The 21,072-nt window shown below is 65.1% G+C and carries 19 protein-coding genes and 1 pseudogene; 17 read left to right on the plus strand and 3 right to left on the minus strand.

What is annotated here, in order from left to right; translation table 11 throughout:
- Positions 1–228 precede the first annotated feature (228 nt).
- The 7 genes and pseudogenes from JWS14_RS47825 (at position 229) to JWS14_RS51015 (ending at position 6,805) form a co-directional block, all read left to right on the plus strand.
- Complete coding sequence (locus JWS14_RS47825; RefSeq protein ID WP_206017150.1) at positions 229–2,571, plus strand: transketolase-like TK C-terminal-containing protein; 2,343 nt, start codon at positions 229–231, stop codon at positions 2,569–2,571.
- Between the two features lie 36 nt (positions 2,572–2,607).
- Entirely contained in the window at positions 2,608–3,729 is a 1,122-nt protein-coding gene (locus JWS14_RS47830) for a 2-oxo acid dehydrogenase subunit E2 (protein WP_206017151.1), read from the plus strand.
- 169 nt (positions 3,730–3,898) lie between these two features.
- Positions 3,899–4,039: a hypothetical protein gene (locus JWS14_RS47835; protein ID WP_206017152.1), complete on the plus strand. Its 141-nt coding sequence runs from the start codon at positions 3,899–3,901 to the stop codon at positions 4,037–4,039.
- Positions 4,040–4,072: 33 nt separating this feature from the next.
- Positions 4,073–5,110, plus strand: a complete 1,038-nt coding sequence (locus JWS14_RS47840) for a phosphotransferase family protein (RefSeq protein ID WP_206017153.1) — start codon at positions 4,073–4,075, stop codon at positions 5,108–5,110.
- Between the two features lie 41 nt (positions 5,111–5,151).
- Complete coding sequence (locus JWS14_RS47845) at positions 5,152–6,384, plus strand: acyl-CoA dehydrogenase family protein (RefSeq protein ID WP_206017154.1); 1,233 nt, start codon at positions 5,152–5,154, stop codon at positions 6,382–6,384.
- Positions 6,385–6,399: 15 nt separating this feature from the next.
- Positions 6,400–6,482 (plus strand): annotated as a pseudogene (locus tag JWS14_RS47850) (lipoyl synthase); the annotation flags it as partial.
- Positions 6,483–6,679: 197 nt separating this feature from the next.
- Positions 6,680–6,805 carry a hypothetical protein gene (locus JWS14_RS51015; RefSeq protein WP_241031913.1) on the plus strand — a complete coding sequence of 42 codons (126 nt, stop codon included), beginning with the start codon at positions 6,680–6,682 and terminating at the stop codon, positions 6,803–6,805.
- Positions 6,806–7,655: 850 nt separating this feature from the next.
- Here the strand turns inward: JWS14_RS51015 and JWS14_RS47860 are convergent.
- Entirely contained in the window at positions 7,656–7,802 is a 147-nt protein-coding gene (locus tag JWS14_RS47860) for a hypothetical protein (RefSeq protein ID WP_206017155.1), read from the minus strand.
- Positions 7,803–8,121: 319 nt separating this feature from the next.
- Here JWS14_RS47860 and JWS14_RS51370 point away from each other — a divergent pair, with 319 nt between their 5' ends.
- Together JWS14_RS51370 and JWS14_RS51375 are read left to right on the plus strand one after the other, a co-directional pair.
- Positions 8,122–8,250: a hypothetical protein gene (locus JWS14_RS51370; RefSeq protein ID WP_259376169.1), complete on the plus strand. Its 129-nt coding sequence runs from the start codon at positions 8,122–8,124 to the stop codon at positions 8,248–8,250.
- A gap of 102 nt (positions 8,251–8,352) precedes the next feature.
- On the plus strand, positions 8,353–8,481 hold the full coding sequence (locus JWS14_RS51375) for a hypothetical protein (protein ID WP_259376170.1): 129 nt from the start codon (positions 8,353–8,355) through the stop codon (positions 8,479–8,481).
- Positions 8,482–8,558: 77 nt separating this feature from the next.
- On the opposite strand, the gene JWS14_RS47865 is transcribed toward JWS14_RS51375, so the two are convergent.
- On the minus strand, positions 8,559–9,107 hold the full coding sequence (locus JWS14_RS47865; protein ID WP_206017156.1) for a YceI family protein: 549 nt from the start codon (positions 9,105–9,107) through the stop codon (positions 8,559–8,561).
- Positions 9,108–9,341: 234 nt separating this feature from the next.
- Positions 9,342–9,797, minus strand: a complete 456-nt coding sequence (locus JWS14_RS47870) for a nuclear transport factor 2 family protein (RefSeq protein WP_206017157.1) — start codon at positions 9,795–9,797, stop codon at positions 9,342–9,344.
- A gap of 315 nt (positions 9,798–10,112) precedes the next feature.
- On the opposite strand from JWS14_RS47870, the gene JWS14_RS47875 reads away from it, so the two are divergent.
- The 8 genes from JWS14_RS47875 to JWS14_RS47910 all read left to right on the plus strand — a co-directional run bounded on the left by JWS14_RS47875 (position 10,113) and on the right by JWS14_RS47910 (position 21,042).
- Positions 10,113–10,820: a GntR family transcriptional regulator gene (locus tag JWS14_RS47875; RefSeq protein WP_259376175.1), complete on the plus strand. Its 708-nt coding sequence runs from the start codon at positions 10,113–10,115 to the stop codon at positions 10,818–10,820.
- A gap of 1,165 nt (positions 10,821–11,985) precedes the next feature.
- Positions 11,986–12,756 (plus strand): ABC transporter ATP-binding protein, encoded by a 771-nt coding sequence (locus tag JWS14_RS47880; RefSeq protein WP_241031914.1) that lies wholly within the window; start codon positions 11,986–11,988, stop codon positions 12,754–12,756.
- Complete coding sequence (locus tag JWS14_RS47885; RefSeq protein WP_241031915.1) at positions 12,753–13,487, plus strand: ABC transporter ATP-binding protein; 735 nt, start codon at positions 12,753–12,755, stop codon at positions 13,485–13,487. The genes JWS14_RS47880 and JWS14_RS47885 overlap by 4 nt, the downstream gene beginning before the upstream one ends.
- Before the next feature lie 2 nt (positions 13,488–13,489).
- Positions 13,490–15,364 carry an ABC transporter permease gene (locus JWS14_RS47890; RefSeq protein WP_206017159.1) on the plus strand — a complete coding sequence of 625 codons (1,875 nt, stop codon included), beginning with the start codon at positions 13,490–13,492 and terminating at the stop codon, positions 15,362–15,364.
- Between the two features lie 148 nt (positions 15,365–15,512).
- Positions 15,513–16,769 (plus strand): ABC transporter substrate-binding protein, encoded by a 1,257-nt coding sequence (locus JWS14_RS47895; protein WP_206017160.1) that lies wholly within the window; start codon positions 15,513–15,515, stop codon positions 16,767–16,769.
- Positions 16,770–16,969: 200 nt separating this feature from the next.
- Positions 16,970–17,998: an NADP-dependent oxidoreductase gene (locus JWS14_RS47900; protein ID WP_206017161.1), complete on the plus strand. Its 1,029-nt coding sequence runs from the start codon at positions 16,970–16,972 to the stop codon at positions 17,996–17,998.
- 195 nt (positions 17,999–18,193) lie between these two features.
- Positions 18,194–20,194, plus strand: a complete 2,001-nt coding sequence (locus JWS14_RS47905) for an acetoacetate--CoA ligase (protein ID WP_206017162.1) — start codon at positions 18,194–18,196, stop codon at positions 20,192–20,194.
- Positions 20,182–21,042, plus strand: coding sequence for a fumarylacetoacetate hydrolase family protein (locus tag JWS14_RS47910; RefSeq protein WP_206017163.1), 861 nt, complete (start codon positions 20,182–20,184; stop codon positions 21,040–21,042). The genes JWS14_RS47905 and JWS14_RS47910 overlap by 13 nt, the downstream gene beginning before the upstream one ends.
- Positions 21,043–21,072 lie beyond the last annotated feature (30 nt).

Raw genomic sequence — 21,072 nt, forward strand, 5'->3', positions numbered from 1 at the left:
CGCAGAATGCTGAAACTTTGCGATCGGTATTGCCCGGAGTGTATGCCGATGATCAACTGGAACCTGATTTCTCACAGAAGATCTCGACACATGGACGGCGCCACGCCGCCCCGCGGTAGGTTCGGTTCCCACAGGTCCGCCTGCCCGTCACCGCCGATCTGCCTCGCTCACGACCTGGGCTGGCGGATCGGGTTCGGTGCCAGGAACTCACAGGCAAGGACGAAAACGATGAACTACGCCCACACGATCGACGACCACACTTCGCAGCACGCCCCGCGCGCGACCACTCCGCAAGCGCTTGTGGAGATCGAGAAGCGCGTGTTGTGGTTGTCGACGGCAATGATTCATCATGCCAACCGGGTTCGCCCGAATCCGACGGGGTTGAAGGTGGGTGGCCATCAGGCGTCGTGTGCGTCGATCGCGACCATCATGACGTCGTTGTGGTTCGAGCAGTTGCGGCCGGGTGACCGGGTGTCGGTCAAACCCCATGCCTCGCCGGTGCTGCACGGCATCAACTACCTGCTCGGGGAGCTGGACGAGAAGTATCTGACGACGTTGCGCGAGTTCGGCGGGCTGCAGTCGTACCCGTCGCGGTCGAAAGATCCTGATCCGGTGGACTACTCGACCGGGTCGGTCGGGATCGGTGCGACGGCCCCGATCTGGGGTGCCATCGCCCGCCGCTACGTGAACACCCAGATCGGTTCTGCGGGCACGGGCCGCCAGTACTCGCTCGTCGGGGACGCCGAACTGGACGAGGGCGCGGTGTGGGAGGCGATCCTCGACACGTCCGTGTCCGAACTCGGGGAGATCGTGTGGATCGTCGACCTGAACCGGCAGTCCCTGGACCGGGTGGTGCCGAACATCGCCGCGGGCCGGCTCGAGGCCATGTTCTCAGCCGCCGGGTGGCAGGTGATCACCGTCAAATTCGGGACCCTGCTGGAGTCGCTGTTTACCCGGGCCGGTGGTGCGGCGTTGCGGACCCGGATCCTGGACATGCCCAACCCCGAATACCAGCGGCTGCTGCGGTGCGACGCCGAGCAGGTGCGGGTGCGGCTGCCCGGGGACGGCCCCGACGCCGCCGCCATCGCAGCCCTGATCGCCGGCCTCGACGACGAGACCCTGCTGCGGGCGATCCGCAACCTGGGCGGTCACGACCTCGACGCCCTGCGCGCCGCGTACGCACAGATCGACGACACCCGCCCGACGGTGATCATCGCCTACACGATCAAGGGCCGCGGCCTGCCGACGCAGGGGCATCCGCAGAATCACTCGTCGCTGCTGACGGCGGAACAGTACGAACAGCTGGCCGCGGAACTGGGTATGGACCCTGCGAACCCGTGGGCGCGGTTCGAGCCGGACAGTGTCGCGGGCCGGGTCTGCGATGCGGTTGCACAGTGGCTGCGGCGTGACCCCGTCGAATTCGGCACCCCGCCGTCGGTGCCGGCGGACATCGGCCGCACCCCCTCCGGGACATCGACGACCCAGGCCGCCCTCGGGCGCGCCCTGCTGGACCTGTCCCGGGAGGCCCCCGACGCGGCGAAACGGGTGGTGACCGTCAGCCCGGATGTCTCGTCCACCACGAACCTGGCGGGGTGGCTGAACAAGGTGGGGGTGTGGTCGCCGCACGAGCGGCGCAACTGGTTCGACGACGACGCCGAGACGATCATGCACTGGCGGGAGAAGCCCACCGGGCAGCACATGGAACTCGGCATCGCCGAGACGAACCTGGTCGGGTTGATGGGCGAGCTCGGTTCCACCTGGAGTCGCTGGGGCCAGCCGCTGTTCCCGATCGGGGTGATGTACGACCCGTTCGTCGAACGCGCCCTCGAGCCCTGGTCGTACGGCATCTATGCGGGTGGGCAGTCGATCCTGGTCGGCACCCCGTCCGGGGTGACCCTGGCGGCGGAGGGTGGGGCGCATCAGTCGATCAAGACCCCGTCGATCGGCCTCGAACAGCCCGGCTGCATCAGCTACGAACCCGCCTTCGCGATCGACGTCGAGTGGACGCTGCTCGACAGCATCTCCCGCCTGGGCCGCCCGGACGGCTCCTCGTCGTATCTGCGGCTCTCGACCCGCCCGGTCGACCAGACCCTCGCCGCCGTCCCCACCGATCCCGCCGCCCGGGAACGCCGCCGCCGTCAGGTCGTCGCCGGCGCGTACACCCTCCGGCACACCGACAACCCGACCGTCACGCTGGTCGGGATGGGCGCGATGATCACCGAAACCCTCACCGCCGCGGACCGGTTAGCCGAGCAGGGGATTGCCGCCGACGTCGTGTGCGTGACCAGCCCCGGGTTGTTGTTCGAGGCGGTGCAGGCGCGCCGCGGCCTCGCCGACGCCCCGTCCTGGATCCTCCACCAGGTCTTCCCCGCCCACCGGGCGGCACCGATGGTCACCGTCCTCGACGGACACCCGCACACCCTCGCGTTCCTGACCGGGATCAACCACGTTCCCGGTGCGGCGCTCGGTGTCAGCCGGTTCGGGCAGGTCGGGTCCCTCGAGGACGTCTACCGCTACCACGGCATCGACACCGATGCCGTTGTCCGCGCCGCCCTCGACCTCATTGGCTGAAAACACTCGTCGAGTGACCCAGGAGACCCCACACAGATGACCACCACTCAGACCACCATCACGGTGGTGCTACCCTCGCTCGGCGAGAACGTCACCGAGGCGACCATCACCCGCTGGCTCAAAGCTCCCGGCGACCGCGTCGAGCAGGATGAACCGTTGCTCGAGGTGGCCACCGACAAGGTCGACACCGAGGTCCCCTCCCCAGCCGCCGGAACACTCCTCGAGATCCTCGCCCCAGAGGACGCAGTCGTCGAGATCGGCGCGGCACTGGCTCTTCTTGGTGAAGAGGGTGAAGAGGAGCCCTCTGCGAGTCCTGCACCGGGCATCGCGCGTGCAACTGCACCGGTGCCCACTCCCATTCCGCCGAGCGTGGCCGACCCGGAGACGGTCCCGGTTGCCGTCACCAAGCCGTCACCGTCCTCGGCGACGAAACTGGGCGGAGGCGACCGGGTGGAGAAGCTGCCCCGGATTCGCCGCACGATCGCGCGGCGGATGCTCGACTCCCTGCAAACCTCAGCACAATTGACGACAGTTGTCGAGGTCGACGTCACCGCGATCGCGAGGCTTCGGTCGCAGGAGAAGGAGGACTTCTCCCGTCGCACCGGGGTGAAGCTGTCGTTCCTGCCGTTCTTCGTTGCTGCGGCCGTCGAGGCGCTCGCCGATCACCCCGTGATCAACTCCTCGCTCAACGCCGACTACACCGAGGTTACATACCACGGTGCAGTGCACCTCGGGATGGCCGTCGACAGCGAGAAGGGGCTGATGGTGCCTGTCATCCGCGACGCCGCGGCATTGAGCATCCCTGAACTGGCGCGCGCGATTGCCGAATCTGCGGATCGTGTCCGCACGGGCACGATCCGGGCCGACGACTTGTCCGGCGGTACGTTCACCATCACCAATACCGGCAGCCGCGGGGCACTATTCGACACCCCGATCATCAATCAACCACAGTCCGCCATCCTCGGGATCGGAACCGTCGTCGATCGCGTCGTCCCAATTCGGGGCGAGATCCAGGAACTCGAGATCGGGGTGCGGTCGACGGCGTATCTGTCGCTGTCGTACGACCATCGCATCGTCGACGGCGCCGACGCCGCCCGTTATCTGACGGCGGTCAAGCGGCAACTCGCGAGTGGCTTCGCAGCCGAGGACCTGCAATGACCGCTCTCACTCGAACCGTAGAGCGAACCGTTGGGTACGAACGGGAACTACTCGCCTGCACAGTCAGCTGGGCACCCCACGGCGGTGGGACGAATTTATCCGGCCGCACGTCGGCATCAGTCCGTCACAGTCCTATCGTCGGGTTCTCCGGCGGTTCGACCCGTCTCTCATGGTGACCGGGTACGCCAGCCTCGACGCGGTCCACGACGTATTCGCGGCACTCAGGCCGACCGCGGGCACGATCGACCACGTGAAGATCCTCGTTCGGAACGAGCTTCCCGTGGGCACGGGCATCGTCGCCAACCCCTGAAACACCCATATTGCTAACGATATTGAGGAACCTATGAACCAGGTCGACGAGATCGCGCGATCCGCGCCCTTCAATCTCGCCCACGTGCGGAGCAAGCTCGAGGAACTCTTCGAACTGGATTCCTCCGACGAACTCGCGGTACGTCTGCTCGCCGGTGGGCGATCGAACTTGACGTTCGAGCTCGCCAGCCCGAACCGGAAGTGGATCCTGCGCCGGCCGCCGATCGGGCACCGCCTCGAAACCGCACACGATATGCAGCGTGAGGTCGCCGTGCAGCGGGCACTGGCCAACAGCCCTGTTCCGGTTCCGCGCATCGTGTACGCCGACGATGCCGCACCGGATGCGGGGGGAAGCTTCTACATCATGGACAAGATCGACGGCGAGGTCCTTCGCACGGACAGCGACTTCAGCGAGGTCGAGCCGACCCAACGCGCGGCCCTGTCCTACCGGTACATCGACTGCCTCTCGGCGCTGCACACTCGCGACTACGACTCGCTCGGCCTGACCACGTTCGGTCGGCCGGCGGGCTTCCTCGAGCGGCAGGTGCGGCGCTGGCGGAAGCAACTCGCCGCGTCGAAATCCCGGGAGCTGCCGGTGCTCGAAGAGCTGGGAAGGCGGCTCGGCGAGCGGCTGCCGCAGCATTCCGAGGCCTCGATCGTCCACGGTGACTTCCGCTTCGACAACATGATTGCGCGGATCGGCGAGCAGCCGACGATCGCCGCCGTGCTCGACTGGGAGATGTCCACTCTCGGTGACCCCCTCACCGATCTCGGCTTGGTGCACCTGTTCTGGTCCGGATGGGAGGGCATCACCAACCCCATTGCCGGCACCCCGTCGACGCACCCCGGATACCCCTCCTTCGACGACCTCGTCGAGCGCTACGCACGGACTACCGGATTCGATGTCAGCGAGTTGAGCTGGTACTCGAGCTTCGCCTTCTACAAGATGGCCGTCATCTTGGAGGGCATCCACCTTCGCTTCGTCAACGGCGAGACGGTGGGGGATGGGTTCGACAACATCGGTTCGATGGTCCAGCCGCTCGCGGAGCGGGGCTTCGCGGCCCTTCCCTGACCTACCGCACCCGACCGTTAATACAAGGACCAAGGACTGACATGGAGTTCACCTTCGACTCGACCACCCAGCAGATGTGCGATCGGGTCTCGGCATTCATGGAAGAGTTCGTCTTCCCCGCCGAAAAGCACTTCCACGACGATCCCGCCGCCGGGGACCTGCAGTGGGAACGACCGGCGATCATGGCGGACCTGAAGAAGGAAGCCAAAGCGCAGGGCCTGTGGAACCTGTTCCTCCCACATGATCCGCGCGGCGCCGGACTGTCCAACCTGCAGTACGCCCCGATCGCCGAACTGACCGGGTGGAGTCCGGAGGTGGCTCCGGAAGCATTCAACTGCAATCCCCCCGACACCGGAAACATGGAACTGCTCAGCCTGTTCGGCACCGACGAGCAGCAGCAACGGTGGCTCGAGCCCTTGCTCGACGGCACCATCCGATCTGCCTATTGCATGACCGAGCCCGACGTCTCATCATCGGATCCGTCGAATCTGACCACGACCATCACCGACGAGGGCGATCACTGGAAGATCGACGGCCGAAAGTGGTGGTCGACCGGCGCCATGAGCAGTGACTGTCAGCTTCTGGTAGTGATGGGCATGTCCGACCCGGACGCGGATCCTCGCTCGCGACACAGTCTGGTACTCGTGCCCCGAGACACACCGGGCCTGACCTTCGTTCGGGGGCTGTCGATGTTCGGCTTCACGCACGGAGCCCACGGTGGGCATGCAGAAGTCCGCTTCGACGACGTTCGTATCCCCAAGCGGCACCTGCTCGGTGAACGCGGGCGCGGGCAGGCACTCGCCCAGGCCCGACTCGGTCCCGGCCGAATTCACCACTGCATGCGCATGATCGGAATGGCCGAGCGCGCCATCGAGTTGATGTGCCGCAGAGCGGACGAGCGGACCGCGTTCGGCAAACGACTCGCCGATCAGGGAATCATCCAGCATTGGATTGCCGAGTCGCGGGTCAAGATCGACCAGCTGCGACTGTTCGTCCTCCGAACCGCGTGGCTGATCGACACCGTGGGCGCACGAGAGGCGCGAACCGAGATTTCCGCGATCAAGGTCGCGGCCCCCGACGCGGTCGGCTGGGTCATCGACAAGGCGATCCAAGTCCACGGTGCCGGTGGAATGACGCAGGATCACCCGCTGGCGATGCTCTGGGCCCAGGCCCGCACCATGCGCTTCATCGACGGCGCCGACGAGGTTCACCGCATGGTCGTCGCAACCCGCGAACTCCGCAAACACGCCATCCCGTCCGATCAACCATCCTGATACCTGGGAGACCCCGAACGGTGGGTCAAGCCCGAAGAGTTCGTCGAGCATTCAAGTCCGCCGAGGAGTTCGGGCTCGCCGGCGTCATGGCCGGGCCCCCTCATCAGCTCCTCTGACGCGCCGGAAACCTCGACGTTCAAGTGAAAGCAACTCGCGCAAAGCTTCTTTCGATAACCAAGGAGGTCTTCCATGATGAACGATTCTGTCATCGAGGACGCCCAGATCATTGAGTTCGCCCGGCGATGGCTCCCCATACGGGGGAGGAAACACTGGAGATCTCCTCGTCGAGTTCGGGATGACACCCGCACGCTACGTGGCGAGGCTCGGCAAAATTCTCGACGGACCACCGGCACGCCATCTGGAGCCCATCCGCGTCCGACTGCGTGAATTCATAGCGAACCACGCACGCCGCGCACGCTGACGAGAAGTACTACCCACGGCACTCCACAATGCCGGTGTGGACTACTGCACCGGAGCTGGGGGGCGCGAGGTGGTTGAAATAGGCCGTGCGGTCCTGGCGGCAACTGCTCGGCCTTTCCGCCTGATGCGCTTGCAGCTGTCTGCGCCGTCCACGTCGTCTGGCGGTGATGTGACCTCTGCTTTGCTGTAATCGCGAGCCCTAGCGATCTACATTCTGGCAGGTGCGAATTCCTCCCGGCCGTGAAGCGTGGTGTTGCGGGCTGATCCAACGTGAGACCAGACCATCTTGGGTTCGCTGGGTAGCGGGAACGCCGAGACGCTAGGGGAGGGCGCGGATGGAATAGCCGTTCCGATCAATGCAGCTCGCGGTCGTATGAGGACCGCAGCCGCGGTGCAGACCATGGCCGGCGTCCCCCGTGGGCGGACGAGGCCGCGGACGCGCTCGACCGGAGCCCACCGTGAGCTGGCCAAGATTCACGAGCGCGGGGCTTACGACGCCGTCCACGAAGCAGAAAAACTCGCGATCGAGTCCACGCCCTAACCAGTCGATGAACAGGACGTCGTCGACGAAAATTTCCTGGAGCGCGCAGTGAAATCACTCAGCCCAGGCGAGGACGAGAATGGGGCCGCCGACAGGCCATACCCACCGCAGTGTTGCGAGTCCGCCTCGATGTTGCCGGGCTATCTTCTGAAGCGCGCCGGCGTCGCACTGGGCCAGCAGCTTTTCCGCTGCGAGGTACTCGGCGTCGATGGTCTCCTCGGAAGCGAGCCGAGACGCGTCACCGGTGCGGTCGTCAGGATCTGGGGACCCTTCACGGTTACGCTTGCCGTTCGGGCAACACATCGGCACGTCAGCGCCACGCCGGCGGCACCCCGTCGGCGATACCGCGCTCACCGTTCGCCGAGGTGAGCTCTTCGGCGGCCTGCCAGAGCGCGCCGAACTCCCCGCGAGGCACCCGGATGTTCCTGCGGGTCCGACTGAGCTCGCGCTCGGTCACGCGCACACCGCAAGGGGCGCCCGCCATCCGCCCCTTCGATATCGCCAAGGCGACCGGCATGGTTGGCCAGTGCTGCGTGCCAATCTCGCGCGCCGCGCGCGGATGTCGGCTGGGTCCTCGACAAGGCGATCCAAGTCCAAGCTTCTACAGATCGACACTGAGTGCTCCAACCGAACGACACCAGACCAGTCGTGGGTTCGCTGGTTAGCGCGCGGCGACGAGACGCTCAGAAGGGGACTGGATCACGTGTTCGTTCACAAAACGGTGTCGCGTCCGCTGGGCCGTGTGCCGGACAGGAGACACGGTCGTGCTGCCGCCGATGCGACAGACCCGGAGGACCGCCGTGGTGGGTGCCGCTGCTTTGGCGCTGCCCGCTGCCGCGACGCGACAGGTGCATCTGCTGCAGAGCGCCGAGGCGCTGCAGGACAAGCGGCTGGACCCCCGGTAGGCGCTCCGCTTCTTATTGAAAGCCAAAGGCTTGGTGCAGCTTTCCGAGGGCGAACTACGAGCGGATCGAAGATGCCGGCAGCTTTGGTCCGACCATGTCGGGATGCAACTGCCAGCCGTCGACAATGTGGCGGTGTGCGCCGGCCAGGAGTTGATGGCTGACCTCGAAGATGCTCTGCACGCCAATGTGGTGCAGTTGCATGTGCTCACCGGTGCCGCAGTCTCGGCTTAGCTCGACGCGAGCGCGCGATCCGTCCAGGCGCCGAACTTGCCGTCCGCCGGTAGTCATACGCGCGCCCGCGAGCCGGGTCAGGCCTGCTTGAGCGCCTCGATCTCGAGGGTGATGTTGATCTTGTCGCCAAGGACCGCGCCACCGGACTCCAACGGCATGTCGAGGTCGATGCCGAAGTCCTTGCGGTTCAGCACTACTGAGGCCTCGAAACCGGCTACTTCGCCGTGGCCCATGCCTGGGTTGACACCGTTGAATTCCAGCGCGAGGCTGATCGGCTTGGTGACGCCCTTAAGGGTGAACTCGCCGTCGAGCACGTAGTCGTCGCCTTTGGCCTGGACGCCGGTGGACCGGAAGCTGGCGGTCGGAAACTTCGCGACGTCGAAGAAATCCGCGGCCTTCACATGTGCATCGCGCTGCTCGTTGCCGGTATTCAACGAGGCGACGTCAATGTCGGCGGTCACCGAGGGGCTGCCGTCCTGGGCGACGGTAATTGCACCGCTGAAGGCGCCGAAGGTACCGCGGACCTTGCTGACCATCAGATGGCGGACGGAAAAGTTGATCGACGAGTGCACCGGGTCGATGGCCCAGGTTCCGGCCGCCAGGCCGGTCGGCGCTGCAACAGTCATGTGATTCTCCTCGAAAACGTTGGGTTGCCGGGCCTTTCCGGCATCCTTGGGCAGTCCAACCGGACTGAGGCCGATGCTATCCGGACCGCAGTCCGGATAGCAACGTGGCATTCGTGATGGCCAGCAGCGGCAGTGTCAGCAGGTACGCGGCACGTCTACCGACCAGAAGCAGTGCTCTGGTGCCGCACGCGAGCGCACTGACATGGGGTGGGCGGCAGGAGCGGGGCGCTTAGTTCAGGTAGTCGGGTCGAATTCGATGCCGTCCGAGAAGACGAAGGTGAGTTCGTATCGGGTGATGCGCCACCCCTCGGGGGTCCGCCGGTACTGCCAGTGGTACCAGCCGCCGACGTCGGCGTGTCGAGAGGCCACCGTCGTATCTGGAACGTGCGTTGCCCGCACGTAGTGCCGGGACTGGGCGGAGTCGGCATCGATCGTGATCGCGACGTTCCCGATCATGTGGTGAGTGGCCTGGAAGGGGGCGAATATGCGCTCCGACGTCTCGACGAGCTCTGTGGCCGGATATGACGCGAACGGCAGCACGATCTCGCCGTCCTCTGTGAAGAGCTTCGCGGCCCCCGCGAAATCCTTCGTATCCACGCAGTGGAAGAGCGTTGTAATCAGGTCTTCGATGGCGGCTCGATCCATCAGCATGTTTACCGAGTCCGCCAGTGGCGTCGGGTTTGAAGGCATCGCAAATCTCTCCTGTAGCTGAACGTCCGGCTCCGACGCTGTGCTCTGATGCGCACGCGAGGCCGAGGAAGTTGCCAGTTGTCGAGTGCACAGTATACAAATTGGGTGCGGCAAAGGGAAGCTTCATCGCTGGTACGAGATGGGCGACATCGTGACGAGCCATCGGATGTGGGGTTGCGTACGGGGGCGCGAGCTAGTTCGGGTTGCCGCCCCGGCAAAAGAAACGGCTTCCTTCCGCACCGGGTGCCGGCATGACTCTGTGCGACCTCGGCGGCGGATCGTATACTCTTGACGAAAGCGGTCCCCGCGCCGACAATGCGGAGGGTCAATGGGTGGGAGTTGGTTGTGACATCGGAGAAATTGGTATCCGTTACCCGAGCAGGCCTTGTCGCCGAGAGACTGCGCAACATGGTCCATTCGGGCGAGCTTCCGCCGGGAACACGTCTGCGTCAGACCGAGGTCGCCGAGCGGTTCGGGGTGAGCACCACACCCGTCCGCGAAGCCTTCGCGGTACTCACGCGGGAAGGCCTCGTGCAGCAAGACGCGCACCGTAGTGTCGTTGTGTTCCAACCTGCTGCTGAGGAGTTCGAGGAGCTCTACGAGATCCGCCTCGCCCTGGAGCCACTGGCCGCCGAACTCGCGGCGAGATGCATCACAGACGATCAGGTAACAGAGCTGGAAGCCATCGTCGCCGAGATGTCATCGGCTGCGCCGGACCGCTACATCGAGCTCAACGGCGTGCTCCACGACACCATCTACAAGATCGCGAACCGGCCCAGACTGTTCGAAATCCTGAGTAACCTTCGTGTCACCTCGGCAAACTACGCCAAGCTCACGGTAAGTCCTGACGGGCAAGAAGACCCCGACTACCGTAAGGCAGTGCAGCAACAGCACGAAGAAATCGTTGCTGCCCTCAAGGCGCGTAAGGGCAAAGTCTGCGCGCGCATCGTGCGGACTCATCTTCAGACCACAGTTCACCAGATCACCGAATTGATCAGTGCCAGAGGCGAGCTGTCAAGCTGAGAGCTCTGTCGGGCCGGAGAACCGGATCTGCATCGAATGCCGCGTCACGCGGCAGCCGTAGCGAGTAGGTCTACCTCTTGCGGTACTCCTTCCAATCGACAGGAGCGCAGCGTTCGACGACGTCGCTCCGGTTCTCGGGCCACACCGAAGGTCCGCACTGTCGTGGCCGCCTGACCTGGAGAGCGTGCGACACAGCACGACCGAGCTTTCCCGCTTTCCCGAAGTCTTCCGAACCAGATTTGATCGTGGAGACCGAGGAAGGACATCAATGTGGGAACGCGGGAGTATCCGCCGGCGGAGAGAAGGCGGTGCGATTCTATCGGGAGTCCGAGCCCGGACCGGTGATCGAGCGGCCGGCCGAGTAGCTGGAGGTGCACCCGGAGGCGCTACGGAACTTGATTGACGCCGGGCATCGGCCCGTCCACCGGCAGCGTGGGGCTTCGATAACGCGCTCGCCGAAAATCTGTGGTCGACCTGATAATCGAATTGATGCACCGCGCCTCCGTATTCGTCGACAGATGGGAGGCGGAGGCGGAGCTGTTCCGCTACATCGCCGGCTGGTACAACGCGAGCAGGATCATTTTCCATGCGGGGCCGCAGGGGAGAGCCCGCAATCGACCGCCGTTGTAGGTGGATCGCGTCAACGATGTCCCGACGGTGGTGTTCTCCGGGGGCCACCTACCGGGGTCGGGCAGCCCGCACTGAGTGGCGCCGACTCCAGCAGTGCCCACTCGACGTCGGTGGTATCGGAGGGATAGCGGCGGGCCCGGACCCCTGCCATGGGCCGATCGGCGACCGAGTGCAAGGTGGCCAGGTAATCCTTCTCATCATGATCCAGGTGCGATGTCAAGATCATCAGGAGAAGCCCTACCCGGCCAGGTTGCGGCGCGCCAAAATCGATCTGCAAGAACATCTTTCGCGAATCGTCTCCGGTAGTCGGGAGGACGCGGACCGCGGCGGTGGCCAACCCGATCGCGTCGCGACCATGGCGTCGAACTGCCCCGAGGTCAGTGCGATCTGCTGTCAATCACGCGATTCCACATCGTCGTTGCAAGACCGTCTTCACAAAACACTGTTGCACAATGTACTGTGTTCCAAGTCGCAAAGTCGTGCAGCCGGTGACGTGAATCACCGAGGCGCCGACGCTCAATGAGGAGGCCACCGAGTGGGACTGCTGGAACTGACGGAAATGACAGTGCAATACGGCGGGCTGCGCGCGGTCGACGCGGTGTCTCTCGATATTCCCGAAGGGGCGTTCGTTGGGCTGATAGGTCCGAACGGCGCCGGTAAGACCACCCTGATCGATGCCGTGAGTGGGCTCGTGCCGTCGTCGGGCTCGGTGCGATTCGCTGGCCGGAACATCGAACGGATGCCGCCGCACAAGCGGGCGCGAGTCGGCTTGGCCCGAACGTTTCAGAGCATCGAGCTGTTCGATGACCTGAGCATTCGCGAGAACTTGTTGGTCGCGGCGGAGGGGGCGTCTTGGCTGTCCATGGCGCGGGCGCCGTTCTGGCCTTCCCGGTCGGCCGATGCCGCGCACCGTGTCGAGCAGGCGCTAGCGAGTCTTGGGATCGAGGATCTGGCGGGCCGAATGCCGGACAGTGTTTCGTTGGGCCAACGGAAGCTGGTCACGGTGGCGCGGGCGGTGGCGGCCAATCCGCGAATGGTGTTGCTCGATGAGCCGGCGGCTGGTCTGGACTCCGCGGAGAGCATCGAATTGGGACGTCAGCTGCGTCAGCTCACGACCGATGGCCGGACGGTGCTGCTGGTCGACCACGACATGGGTCTGGTGCTGAGTGTGTGCGATTACGTCTATGTGCTGGAGTTTGGTCAGATCATCGCGCAGGGATCGGCTGCGGCGGTGTTGCAGGATCCGCGGGTCGTGAAGGCCTATCTGGGATCCGAGGCCGCCGCACCCATGGAGAGTGTGCTGTGACGACACCGGTCCTGAGTATGGCGAACGTGACCAGCGGCTACCGGGGCATCCCGGCGATCCGTGACATCAGTTTCGAGGTGTTGCCGGGGGAGATCGTCGCTATCCTGGGCGCGAACGGCGCAGGGAAGTCCACCACGCTACTGACGCTGGCCGGTGTGCTGACGCCGATCTCGGGTGCCGTGGAGGCGCTCGGAGCGCCGGTGGCTGGGGGCAAGCCGCATCTGGTCAGCCGGCGTGGTGTCTGCCTCGTGCCCGACAATCGTGCCGTGCTCTCCGGCTTGACGGTGCGGGAGAACCTGGCGGTCGCGTTGAGCAGGGCCACGGCCCGAAAGTCGACCGAGGTCGCCCTCGACCTTTTCCCTCCGCTGCGGAAGAAGCTGGATATCCGAGCGGGTCTGCTGTCCGGTGGCGAGCAGCAGATGCTGGCGGTCGGGCGGGCACTGAGCCGGGAGGCGAAGGCCATCCTCATCGACGAGATGAGCATGGGCCTTGCGCCCGTCGTCGCTCAGTCCCTCGCGCCGCCAGTGAGGCGCGCGGCCACCGAGCTCGGCGTCGGTGTGCTGCTGGTCGAGCAGCACACCGACCTTGCCCTGGACATCGCCGACCGGGCCATAGTTCTCAGTCACGGGGAGATCCGGCTGGCGGGCTCGGCAGCCGAGCTCGGCAAGCGCCGTGACCTGCTCGAGGCCAGCTACCTCGGCGAGGTCGATCCCGCCGCGATTGGAGAATAGCCATGGATCAGCTGCTGTTGTTCGTCATGCTCGGGCTCGGTGCCGGAGCGGCATACGCCCTCCTCGGGCTCGGAATCGTCCTTATCTACAAGGGGTCCGGAGTCGTCAACTTCGCCCAGGGCGCGATCGCTATGTTCAGTGCTTTCGTCTGCAGTGCACTAGTCAGGGAGGGGGTTCCAGCGCCACTTGCCCTCCTCGTGACCTGCATCCTCAGCGCGCTCGCGGGCGTCGGCATCTACGTGGTGGTCATGAAGCCTCTACGGAACGCCTCTGCGCTCTCTCAGGTCATCGCCTCGATCGGGTTGCTACTGACGCTCAACGCTCTCGCGGTGCTGCTCTGGCACAACAGTATGGCGACCGGGCAGCAGGCGGCGCGTCTGCTGCCCGTCACTACAGTCGAGTTCTTGGGTGTTTCCTTGGGAGTAGACCGGCTCTACCTTCTCTGCACCGCTGTCGTCATCACGGCCCTGCTCGCCTGGCTTTACCGTCACACCGGCTTCGGGCTGGCCACGCGTGCGGCTGCTGAGTCCGAGCGTGCTGCCTCTCTCTTGGGGATCTCCCCGGACCGCGTCGCCGCGACGAATTGGGCGCTGGGCTGCGCTCTCGCGGGTCTGTCGGGTGCGCTCATCGCTCCGATTTCTGGGCTCAACGTGAACGCACTGACCTTCATTGTGTTGCCCGCACTGGCCGCCGCGCTCGTCGGGAGCTTCACCTCCTTCGCTCTCACCGCTGTGGCCGGAGTCCTCATCGGGATCGGCCAGTCGGTGGTGACGGGTTTCTGGACGCTTCAGGGGATGGCAATCGCACTCCCGCTGGTGGTAGTAGTCATTGCTATCGCGGTGGCAGGGAAGCGAATTCCGCTCCGGGGCACACTCACACCGCCGCGGCCGGCCAGGGCAACCGACGGCCGTGTCACGCCGGTCTGGCTGATCCTGGTTCCGGTCGTGATCATCGGTTCCTTGCTGCTCACGGGTAACGAGCTCAAGGCGGCTATCACCGCGTCGATGATCGCGGTCATCGTGGCACTCTCCCTCGTGGTGGTGACGGGCTACGTCGGCCAGGCGAATCTTGCCCCCCTGAGCTTCGCGGCGGTCGGCGCGTTCGGCGCGTCGCTGCTGGGCACCAACCTGGGGTTGCCATTCCCACTGCCGATCGTCCTCACCGCATTCATCACGATGTTGATCGGTGCGCTTATCGGCCTGCCGGCATTGCGTATCCGCGGGGTGAACCTGGCGGTGATCACGCTCGGTATAGGTATCGCCGTTGATGCCGCGGTGTTCCAGAATTACGAGGTGTCCGGTGGACAGACCGGGCGGCTTGTGCCAGCCCCGTCGATCTTCGGGCTCTCGCTCGACGCCGCGACGAACCCGACCGCGTTCGCTCTGATGGTCTTCGTTGTTCTGGGTCTGGTGACACTCGGGGTGGCCAGTCTTCGACGAAGTGCCGTCGGGCGCAAGATGCTGGCGGTCCGGGCGAACGAGCGCGCCGCGGCGGTCGCCGGCGTCAACGTCGCCAGTATCAAGATCTACGCCTTCGCTCTGTCGGCCGCCATCGGTTCGGTCGGCGGTGGACTGCTCGCGTACCAGGCGGGTGCGACCTCCGGCAACAACTTCGTCACTGCGTTGTCTCTGTCGGTGGTGGCGGTGGCCTTCATCGGCGGAATTGCAGCGATCAGCGGCGCGTATCAAGCCGGGTTCCTGGTGACCGGCGGCGTGTTCTTCGTGCTCCTCAACCAGATCTCGGGGATCGCGCAGTACTGGGATGTCCTCACCGGCCTGCTCTTGGTGGTGACCGTCGTCCTGCAGCCCGACGGCATCGCGCTGAAGAACCAGGAGATCAAGAATGCCATCCGCACGCGACTACGTGCCACGGCCTGAGATGCCAGTTCCACGCCAGCATGATTGTTTCAAGACTTCACGAACCACACCCCCACACGCGAGGCGTCGAACGGCCCTCTGCACCTGCTCGCCGAGGTTGCCGCGAGGACGTTCGTACCTACCCATCGTCCATTGATCAGGAGTGCACATGAATCATCGAAAGAGACTGGGACTCACGGCAGTGCTTGCCGTCGCCGCACTCCTCACCGGAGCGTGCGGCAGCGGTGAGGCCACGAGCTCGGGTGGGAACTCCCTACTGGACGAGGCGGCGGCGAAGCTGACCGGCGAGCCCATCGTCATCGCCGACATCAGCGAAGTCAGCGGTGTCCCAGGCTTCGCCCCCTCGGCAATGCCGAACGGGGCGAAGGCTGCCGCGGCGTACATAAACGACAACGGTGGTATCGGCGGGCGGCCGATCAAAATCACGAGCTGTGACTCCAAGTTCGACCCGGGCGCCTCCGCGGCGTGTGCTCAGCAGGCGGTCGCGCAGAAATCGCTGGCCGTCATCGGGATCGACGACTTCTCGAGTACCGGAGGTGATGCCCTTTTCGAGAAGAACAACATCATCACCATGAACTCCCCGAATCAGCCGACTCTGATCCAAAGCCCGAACTCTTTCGCCATCGGGCCGGGCGGGGTTGGTGAGTTCTATGGACTCGGCCACTACCTCGGCACCACGGCCAAGCTGAAGAACATCTCGTTGCTGATGCAGGACCAACCGGTGGGCCGCACCTACGCGCAGCAGCTCGAAAAGGCGGCGAAGGAGGCCGGCGTCGAGACCGTTAACACGGTCTTCTTCAATCCCCAGATCACGGACTTCTCCGCTTCGGTCGCCAAGGTGACCAGCACGGATCCCGAAGCCGTCTTCACCCTGGTCAACGGCAGTCAGATCCCGCAGGTGTGGGATCAGCTGCAACAGCAAGGGATCGAGCCCGAACAGATCTACATCCACAGTGTGGCAATGGACGCGGAGGTCTTCGATGCCGCCGGCCCCGCGGCCGTCGGCGCGAACGTGATCAGCGAGTTCACCAATCCCGACGATCTGAACGATCCCGATGTGAAAATCTTCCGGGAGGCGATGGATAAGTACGGGTTCGGGGACATCGCCCGCTCCGCACTGGCCGAGTGGGGTTTCGCCAACGTCATGTTTCTGGCGGACGCTGCCAAAACCATCGGAGCAGACAAGGTCAACGCAGCCACCCTCAAGGAGTACCTTACGACGACCCTGGCGCCGGGCAGCACCACCACTATCCCGACCTTCCTCGGAAGCCCCGCCGGCGCCGCGCCACCGGAGTTTCCCGGCATTCACCGCCCGGGAATCTCGATCCTGAGGTGGGACGGGACGAAGTTCGTCACCGTTGAGGGCTTCTTCACCCCTCCGCAGTTGCAACCCGCTCAACCCTGACCATCCCTGGGTCAGAGACAGCCCGGTGCGAGTCCGAAGGTCGGAGGTAGCGATGCCAGATGAACGCGGCGACCTCGCTGAAGGGAAGTCCCGTGGCCGAGCTCGATCGGCGACAACGACGGATCCCGCTTCGACAAATATTCCGCACTACAAATACAGAATATTGTGCACAATCTACTCTGACTCGCTGAGGAGCAACCGTGTCCCGCAACCTCCAGATCGTGCTGGACCGCCGTCCAACCACCTTGCCGATCGAGCAAGACTTCGTCGAGCGTGAGGGAGAGATTCCTGAAGCGGGCCCAGGACAGGTCCTCGTCAGAACTCTCATCGTCTCGATCGAACCCGCCATGCGCGGTTGGATTCTCGACGCTCCGAACTATCTGCCACCAGTCCCCGTGGGAAGCCCCATGCGAAGCTTCGGCGTCGGCGAGGTCGTCACCTCCAACCTCGAGGGGTTTCGCGCGGGGGACTTGGTGGTCGGATTCACCGGCTGGCAGGAGTGGGCGACCATGAACGAGCCGGAGATTCAGCGCCGGATCGATCCTGATCTCGCGCCGATCTCGACATCGCTGGGCGTGTTGGGCGTCACTGGCCTCACGGCCTATGTCGGGATGATCGATATCGGACGACCGGGGCCCGGCTCGACTGTCCTGGTCACGTCGGCGGCGGGTGCCGTGGGCTCCGCCGCAGGTCAGCTGGCGGCGCTCAGGGGTGCACGGGTAGTCGGCCTGACGGGTTCGGGCGACAAGTGCCGCCAGTGCATCGAGTACTTCGGCTTCGACGCAGCCATCAACTATCGGGAAGAGGATGATCTGGCCGAGGCGATCCGCCGCGAATGTCCGGACGGTGTCGACGTGTTCTTCGACTCTGTCGGCGGAGCAACGTTCGACGCCGCGCTGGAGAACCTCAATGTCGGTGCCCGCGTTGCGATTTGTGGAACAATCAGTTTACCGCCAGATGGAAAGGCCGTCGGTCCGCGAATCGAGCGCCGCATATTGGTCAAACGGATTTCGATTCAAGGCTTCCTTGCGACCGACCACTTCGACCGATTCGATCAAATCATCGCGGAAATGTCTGTGTGGCTGCGAAATCGCAAGGTTCGCCATCTCGAGGAGATGGCTCCTTCCTTGACCGATGCGCCTGCGGCGCTGGTCCGACTGCTCGAGGGCCGGAACATGGGGAAATCGCTTGTCCGGGTTTCCGACCGGTACCAAAAGGACCTGTCGTGACATCTGGTGTGGCACTGAGTCCATGTGTCATCCGCGCCGCCCCGTCGTCCTGGGCGGTGGGGTCTGTGCTTGCGGGATGTGGGTCAGCATGAACAGGACAATGCGGCTATCAATTACAACAAATGGCATTGGCCCAGTCGTCGAGTGCGACGGGCATGCTCGAAGGAGATCGCCAATGACGCCCGGAGATGGACAGTGACCGCCGAGACGAACAACGAGATTCTCTGGACCCCGTCCACCGAGCGGCGCGCTGCGAGCGGACTGGCTCGCTACTGCGGCTGGATCGCCGAGCGGGCGGGTGTGCCGGCCGACGATTACGAGGCGCTATGGGACTGGTCGGTTCGGCCAGGCAGCGGGTTCTGGGCGTCGCTGGCTGAATTCCTCGATGTCGCCGCGGACGGCGACTGGTCGCCGGAGCGGGATCCGGCCCGATCCGGGTTCTCCGGGGCGGGGTGGTTCCCCCAGGTCCGCCTGAACTACGCGGAGCAGGCCCTGCGCGGTGACGATGCCGCCGGCCCCGCGCTGATCCAGGTCAGCGAGGACAGCCCGACCCTCGAGGTCTCGTGGACCGACTTGCGCCGGCACGTGGGCGCTTTCGCCGCCCGGCTGCGCGAGTGGGGGATCCGCCCGGGCGACCGGGTCGCCGGGTATCTGCCGAGCATTACCGAAGCCGTGATCGCACTGCTCGGCAGCGCCGCGGTGGGAGCGGTGTGGACCTGTTGCGCCCCCGACTACGGCACCGACGCGGTACTCGACCGGTTGTCGCAGGTGCAACCACGGATACTGGTGGCCGCCGACGGCTACCGGTTCGCCGGCCGCGACATCGACTCCGTCCCGACGATCCGACAGCTCGCGCAGAGCCTCCCGGGGCTCGAGCGGGTCGTCGTGGTGCCGCGGATCCACGACGCGGTCGATCTCGACCTGCCGGTCACAGTAACCCCCTGGGCCGAGATCGTCGCGGACCCGGCAGAGCTGGTCTTCGCGCGACTGCCCTTCGATCATCCGCTGTGGATTCTGTACTCGTCCGGGACCAGTGGGCCGCCGAAAGGCATCGTGCACTCCCAGGGCGGCATCGTGCTGGAGCACCTGAAATGGTTGGCGCTGCACGCCGACGTACGTGCCGGGGACCGGTTCTTCTGGTTCAGCTCGACGGCCTGGGTGGTGTGGAATGCTGCAGTGGCGGCACTGATGGTGGGCGCGACCGTCGTCCTCTACGACGGTTCGCCGAACCGGCCGCGCCCGGACCGACTTTGGGAGATCGTCGCCGCTACCGGGGCGACGCAGTTCGGCACCAGCGCCGGTTACCTCACCGCCTCCCGTCAGGCCGGTCTGGTCCCGGGCCGTGACCATGACCTGAGCGAGCTGCGGTCTGTACTCTATTCCGGCTCGGTGCTGCCGGTGGACGGCTGGCGTTGGGTCTACGACCGGGTCAAGTCCGACCTCTGGCTCGACGCGCCCTGCGGTGGCACCGACGTCGGCACCAGCTACGTCGGCGGCAACCCACTCGCGCCGGTGTATGCCGGAGAGATGCAGTGCAGGCTGCTCGGTGCTCGGGTGGAGTCCTGGGACGAGAACGGTCGGCACGCCACCAACCGCATCGGGGAGCTCGTCGTCACCGCGCCGATGCCGTCGATGCCGGTGCGGTTCTGGAACGACCCGGACGGCCTCCGATTCCGTGAGGCCTACTTCGACGTCTATCCCGGAGTGTGGCGGCACGGTGACTGGATCACAATCACCTCGCGGGGCACGGCCCTCGTACACGGCCGTTCGGACTCGACGATCAACCGCCACGGCGTACGGATCGGCAGCGCGGACATCTACGCTGCGGTCGACCGGATCCCGGAGATCGCTGACAGCCTGGTGATCGGTGCCGAGCTGGACGGCGGCGGGTACTGGATGCCGCTGTTCGTCACACTCGTCGACGGCGCCCGCCTCGACGAGGAATTGCGTATCCGGATCGCTGACGAGATCCGCCGGCAGGGCTCCGCCCGGCACGTACCGGACGAGATCCTGCTGGCGCCGGCAATTCCGCGCACGCTTACCGGCAAGAGGCTGGAGGTGCCTGTCAAACGGCTGATGCAGGGCATCGGCCAAGACAGTGCGGTCAACTCCGGCGTAGTGGACCACCCCGAGGTGCTGCCGTGGTATTCCGAGATCGGGGCACGGCGCAGAAAGGAAGAAACATGCGCATCCTGAACGCCGCCGGCCGGCTGACGATCGACGTCGACGGCGAGCGGGGGGTCGACGTCGAAACGGCCAGCCGTGGCCGCTTCGGATCGGACCCGCAGGCGATCTATGAGAGCTGGGACGAGTTCCGGGACTGGGCATCGGGCGATTGGTCGGCGGGCGACACCGTCGATGTCGCCGGCGACGCTCTCGGCGCACCCGCTCCTGAGCCCCGGCAGGTCTTCGCCATCGGCCTGAACTACCGCGAGCACGCGATCGAGGCGGGGCTGGAGCTGCCTCAGGCCCCGATGGTGTTCACCAAGTTTCCGTCCAGCGTCACCGGGCCTCGCGGCGTGATCGATCTGCCCGAGGGATCGGTCGACTACGAGGTGGAGCTGGTGGCCGTGGTCGGGCGGACGGCCGCCGGTGTGCGGGCCGAGGAGGCGTGGGCGCATCTGGCGGGTATCACCGTCGGCCAGGACCTCTCCGAACGGGAGCTGCAGGGCGCCGGACCGGCACCTCAACAGTTCAACATGGGCAAGTCGTTCGCGGGATTCGCTCCGATCGGGCCCGCGCTGGTCACTCCTGACGAGTTCGAGGACCCGGACGACATCGAGATCCGCTGCTCGCTCAACGGTGTACTGGTCCAGAAGACCCGCACCAGCGACATGATCTTCTCGCTGCCGGAGATCGTGGAGTTTCTGTCCTCCGTGGTGACGTTGTACCCGGGGGATCTCATCTTCACCGGCACCCCGTCCGGGATCGGGTGGGCGCGTGAGCCGAAGTTGTTGATCAGCCCGGACGACGACCTCATCACCGCCGCGGACCTGGTCGGCGAGATGCATCATACGTTCCGGCGCGCCCGCAACCATGGCTGAACGAACGCACCAACATTGGAGATGAGTACT

The organism is Rhodococcus koreensis (genome assembly GCF_017068375.1).
Classification (GTDB): Bacteria; Actinomycetota; Actinomycetes; order Mycobacteriales; family Mycobacteriaceae; genus Rhodococcus_F; species Rhodococcus_F koreensis.

Bases quoted from the DNA above. Each gene is read 5' to 3' on its own strand.
- JWS14_RS47825 (WP_206017150.1), top strand. From the start codon at position 229: ATGAACTACGCCCACACGATCGACGACCACACTTCGCAGCACGCCCCG.
- JWS14_RS47830 (WP_206017151.1), top strand. From the start codon at position 2,608: ATGACCACCACTCAGACCACCATCACGGTGGTGCTACCCTCGCTCGGC.
- JWS14_RS47835 (WP_206017152.1), top strand. From the start codon at position 3,899: ATGGTGACCGGGTACGCCAGCCTCGACGCGGTCCACGACGTATTCGCG.
- JWS14_RS47840 (WP_206017153.1), top strand. From the start codon at position 4,073: ATGAACCAGGTCGACGAGATCGCGCGATCCGCGCCCTTCAATCTCGCC.
- JWS14_RS47845 (WP_206017154.1), top strand. From the start codon at position 5,152: ATGGAGTTCACCTTCGACTCGACCACCCAGCAGATGTGCGATCGGGTC.
- JWS14_RS51015 (WP_241031913.1), top strand. From the start codon at position 6,680: ATGACACCCGCACGCTACGTGGCGAGGCTCGGCAAAATTCTCGACGGA.
- JWS14_RS51370 (WP_259376169.1), top strand. From the start codon at position 8,122: ATGCGACAGACCCGGAGGACCGCCGTGGTGGGTGCCGCTGCTTTGGCG.
- JWS14_RS51375 (WP_259376170.1), top strand. From the start codon at position 8,353: ATGCAACTGCCAGCCGTCGACAATGTGGCGGTGTGCGCCGGCCAGGAG.
- JWS14_RS47865 (WP_206017156.1), bottom strand. From the start codon at position 9,107: ATGACTGTTGCAGCGCCGACCGGCCTGGCGGCCGGAACCTGGGCCATC.
- JWS14_RS47870 (WP_206017157.1), bottom strand. From the start codon at position 9,797: ATGCCTTCAAACCCGACGCCACTGGCGGACTCGGTAAACATGCTGATG.
- JWS14_RS47875 (WP_259376175.1), top strand. From the start codon at position 10,113: ATGCGGAGGGTCAATGGGTGGGAGTTGGTTGTGACATCGGAGAAATTG.
- JWS14_RS47890 (WP_206017159.1), top strand. From the start codon at position 13,490: ATGGATCAGCTGCTGTTGTTCGTCATGCTCGGGCTCGGTGCCGGAGCG.
- JWS14_RS47895 (WP_206017160.1), top strand. From the start codon at position 15,513: ATGAATCATCGAAAGAGACTGGGACTCACGGCAGTGCTTGCCGTCGCC.
- JWS14_RS47910 (WP_206017163.1), top strand. From the start codon at position 20,182: ATGCGCATCCTGAACGCCGCCGGCCGGCTGACGATCGACGTCGACGGC.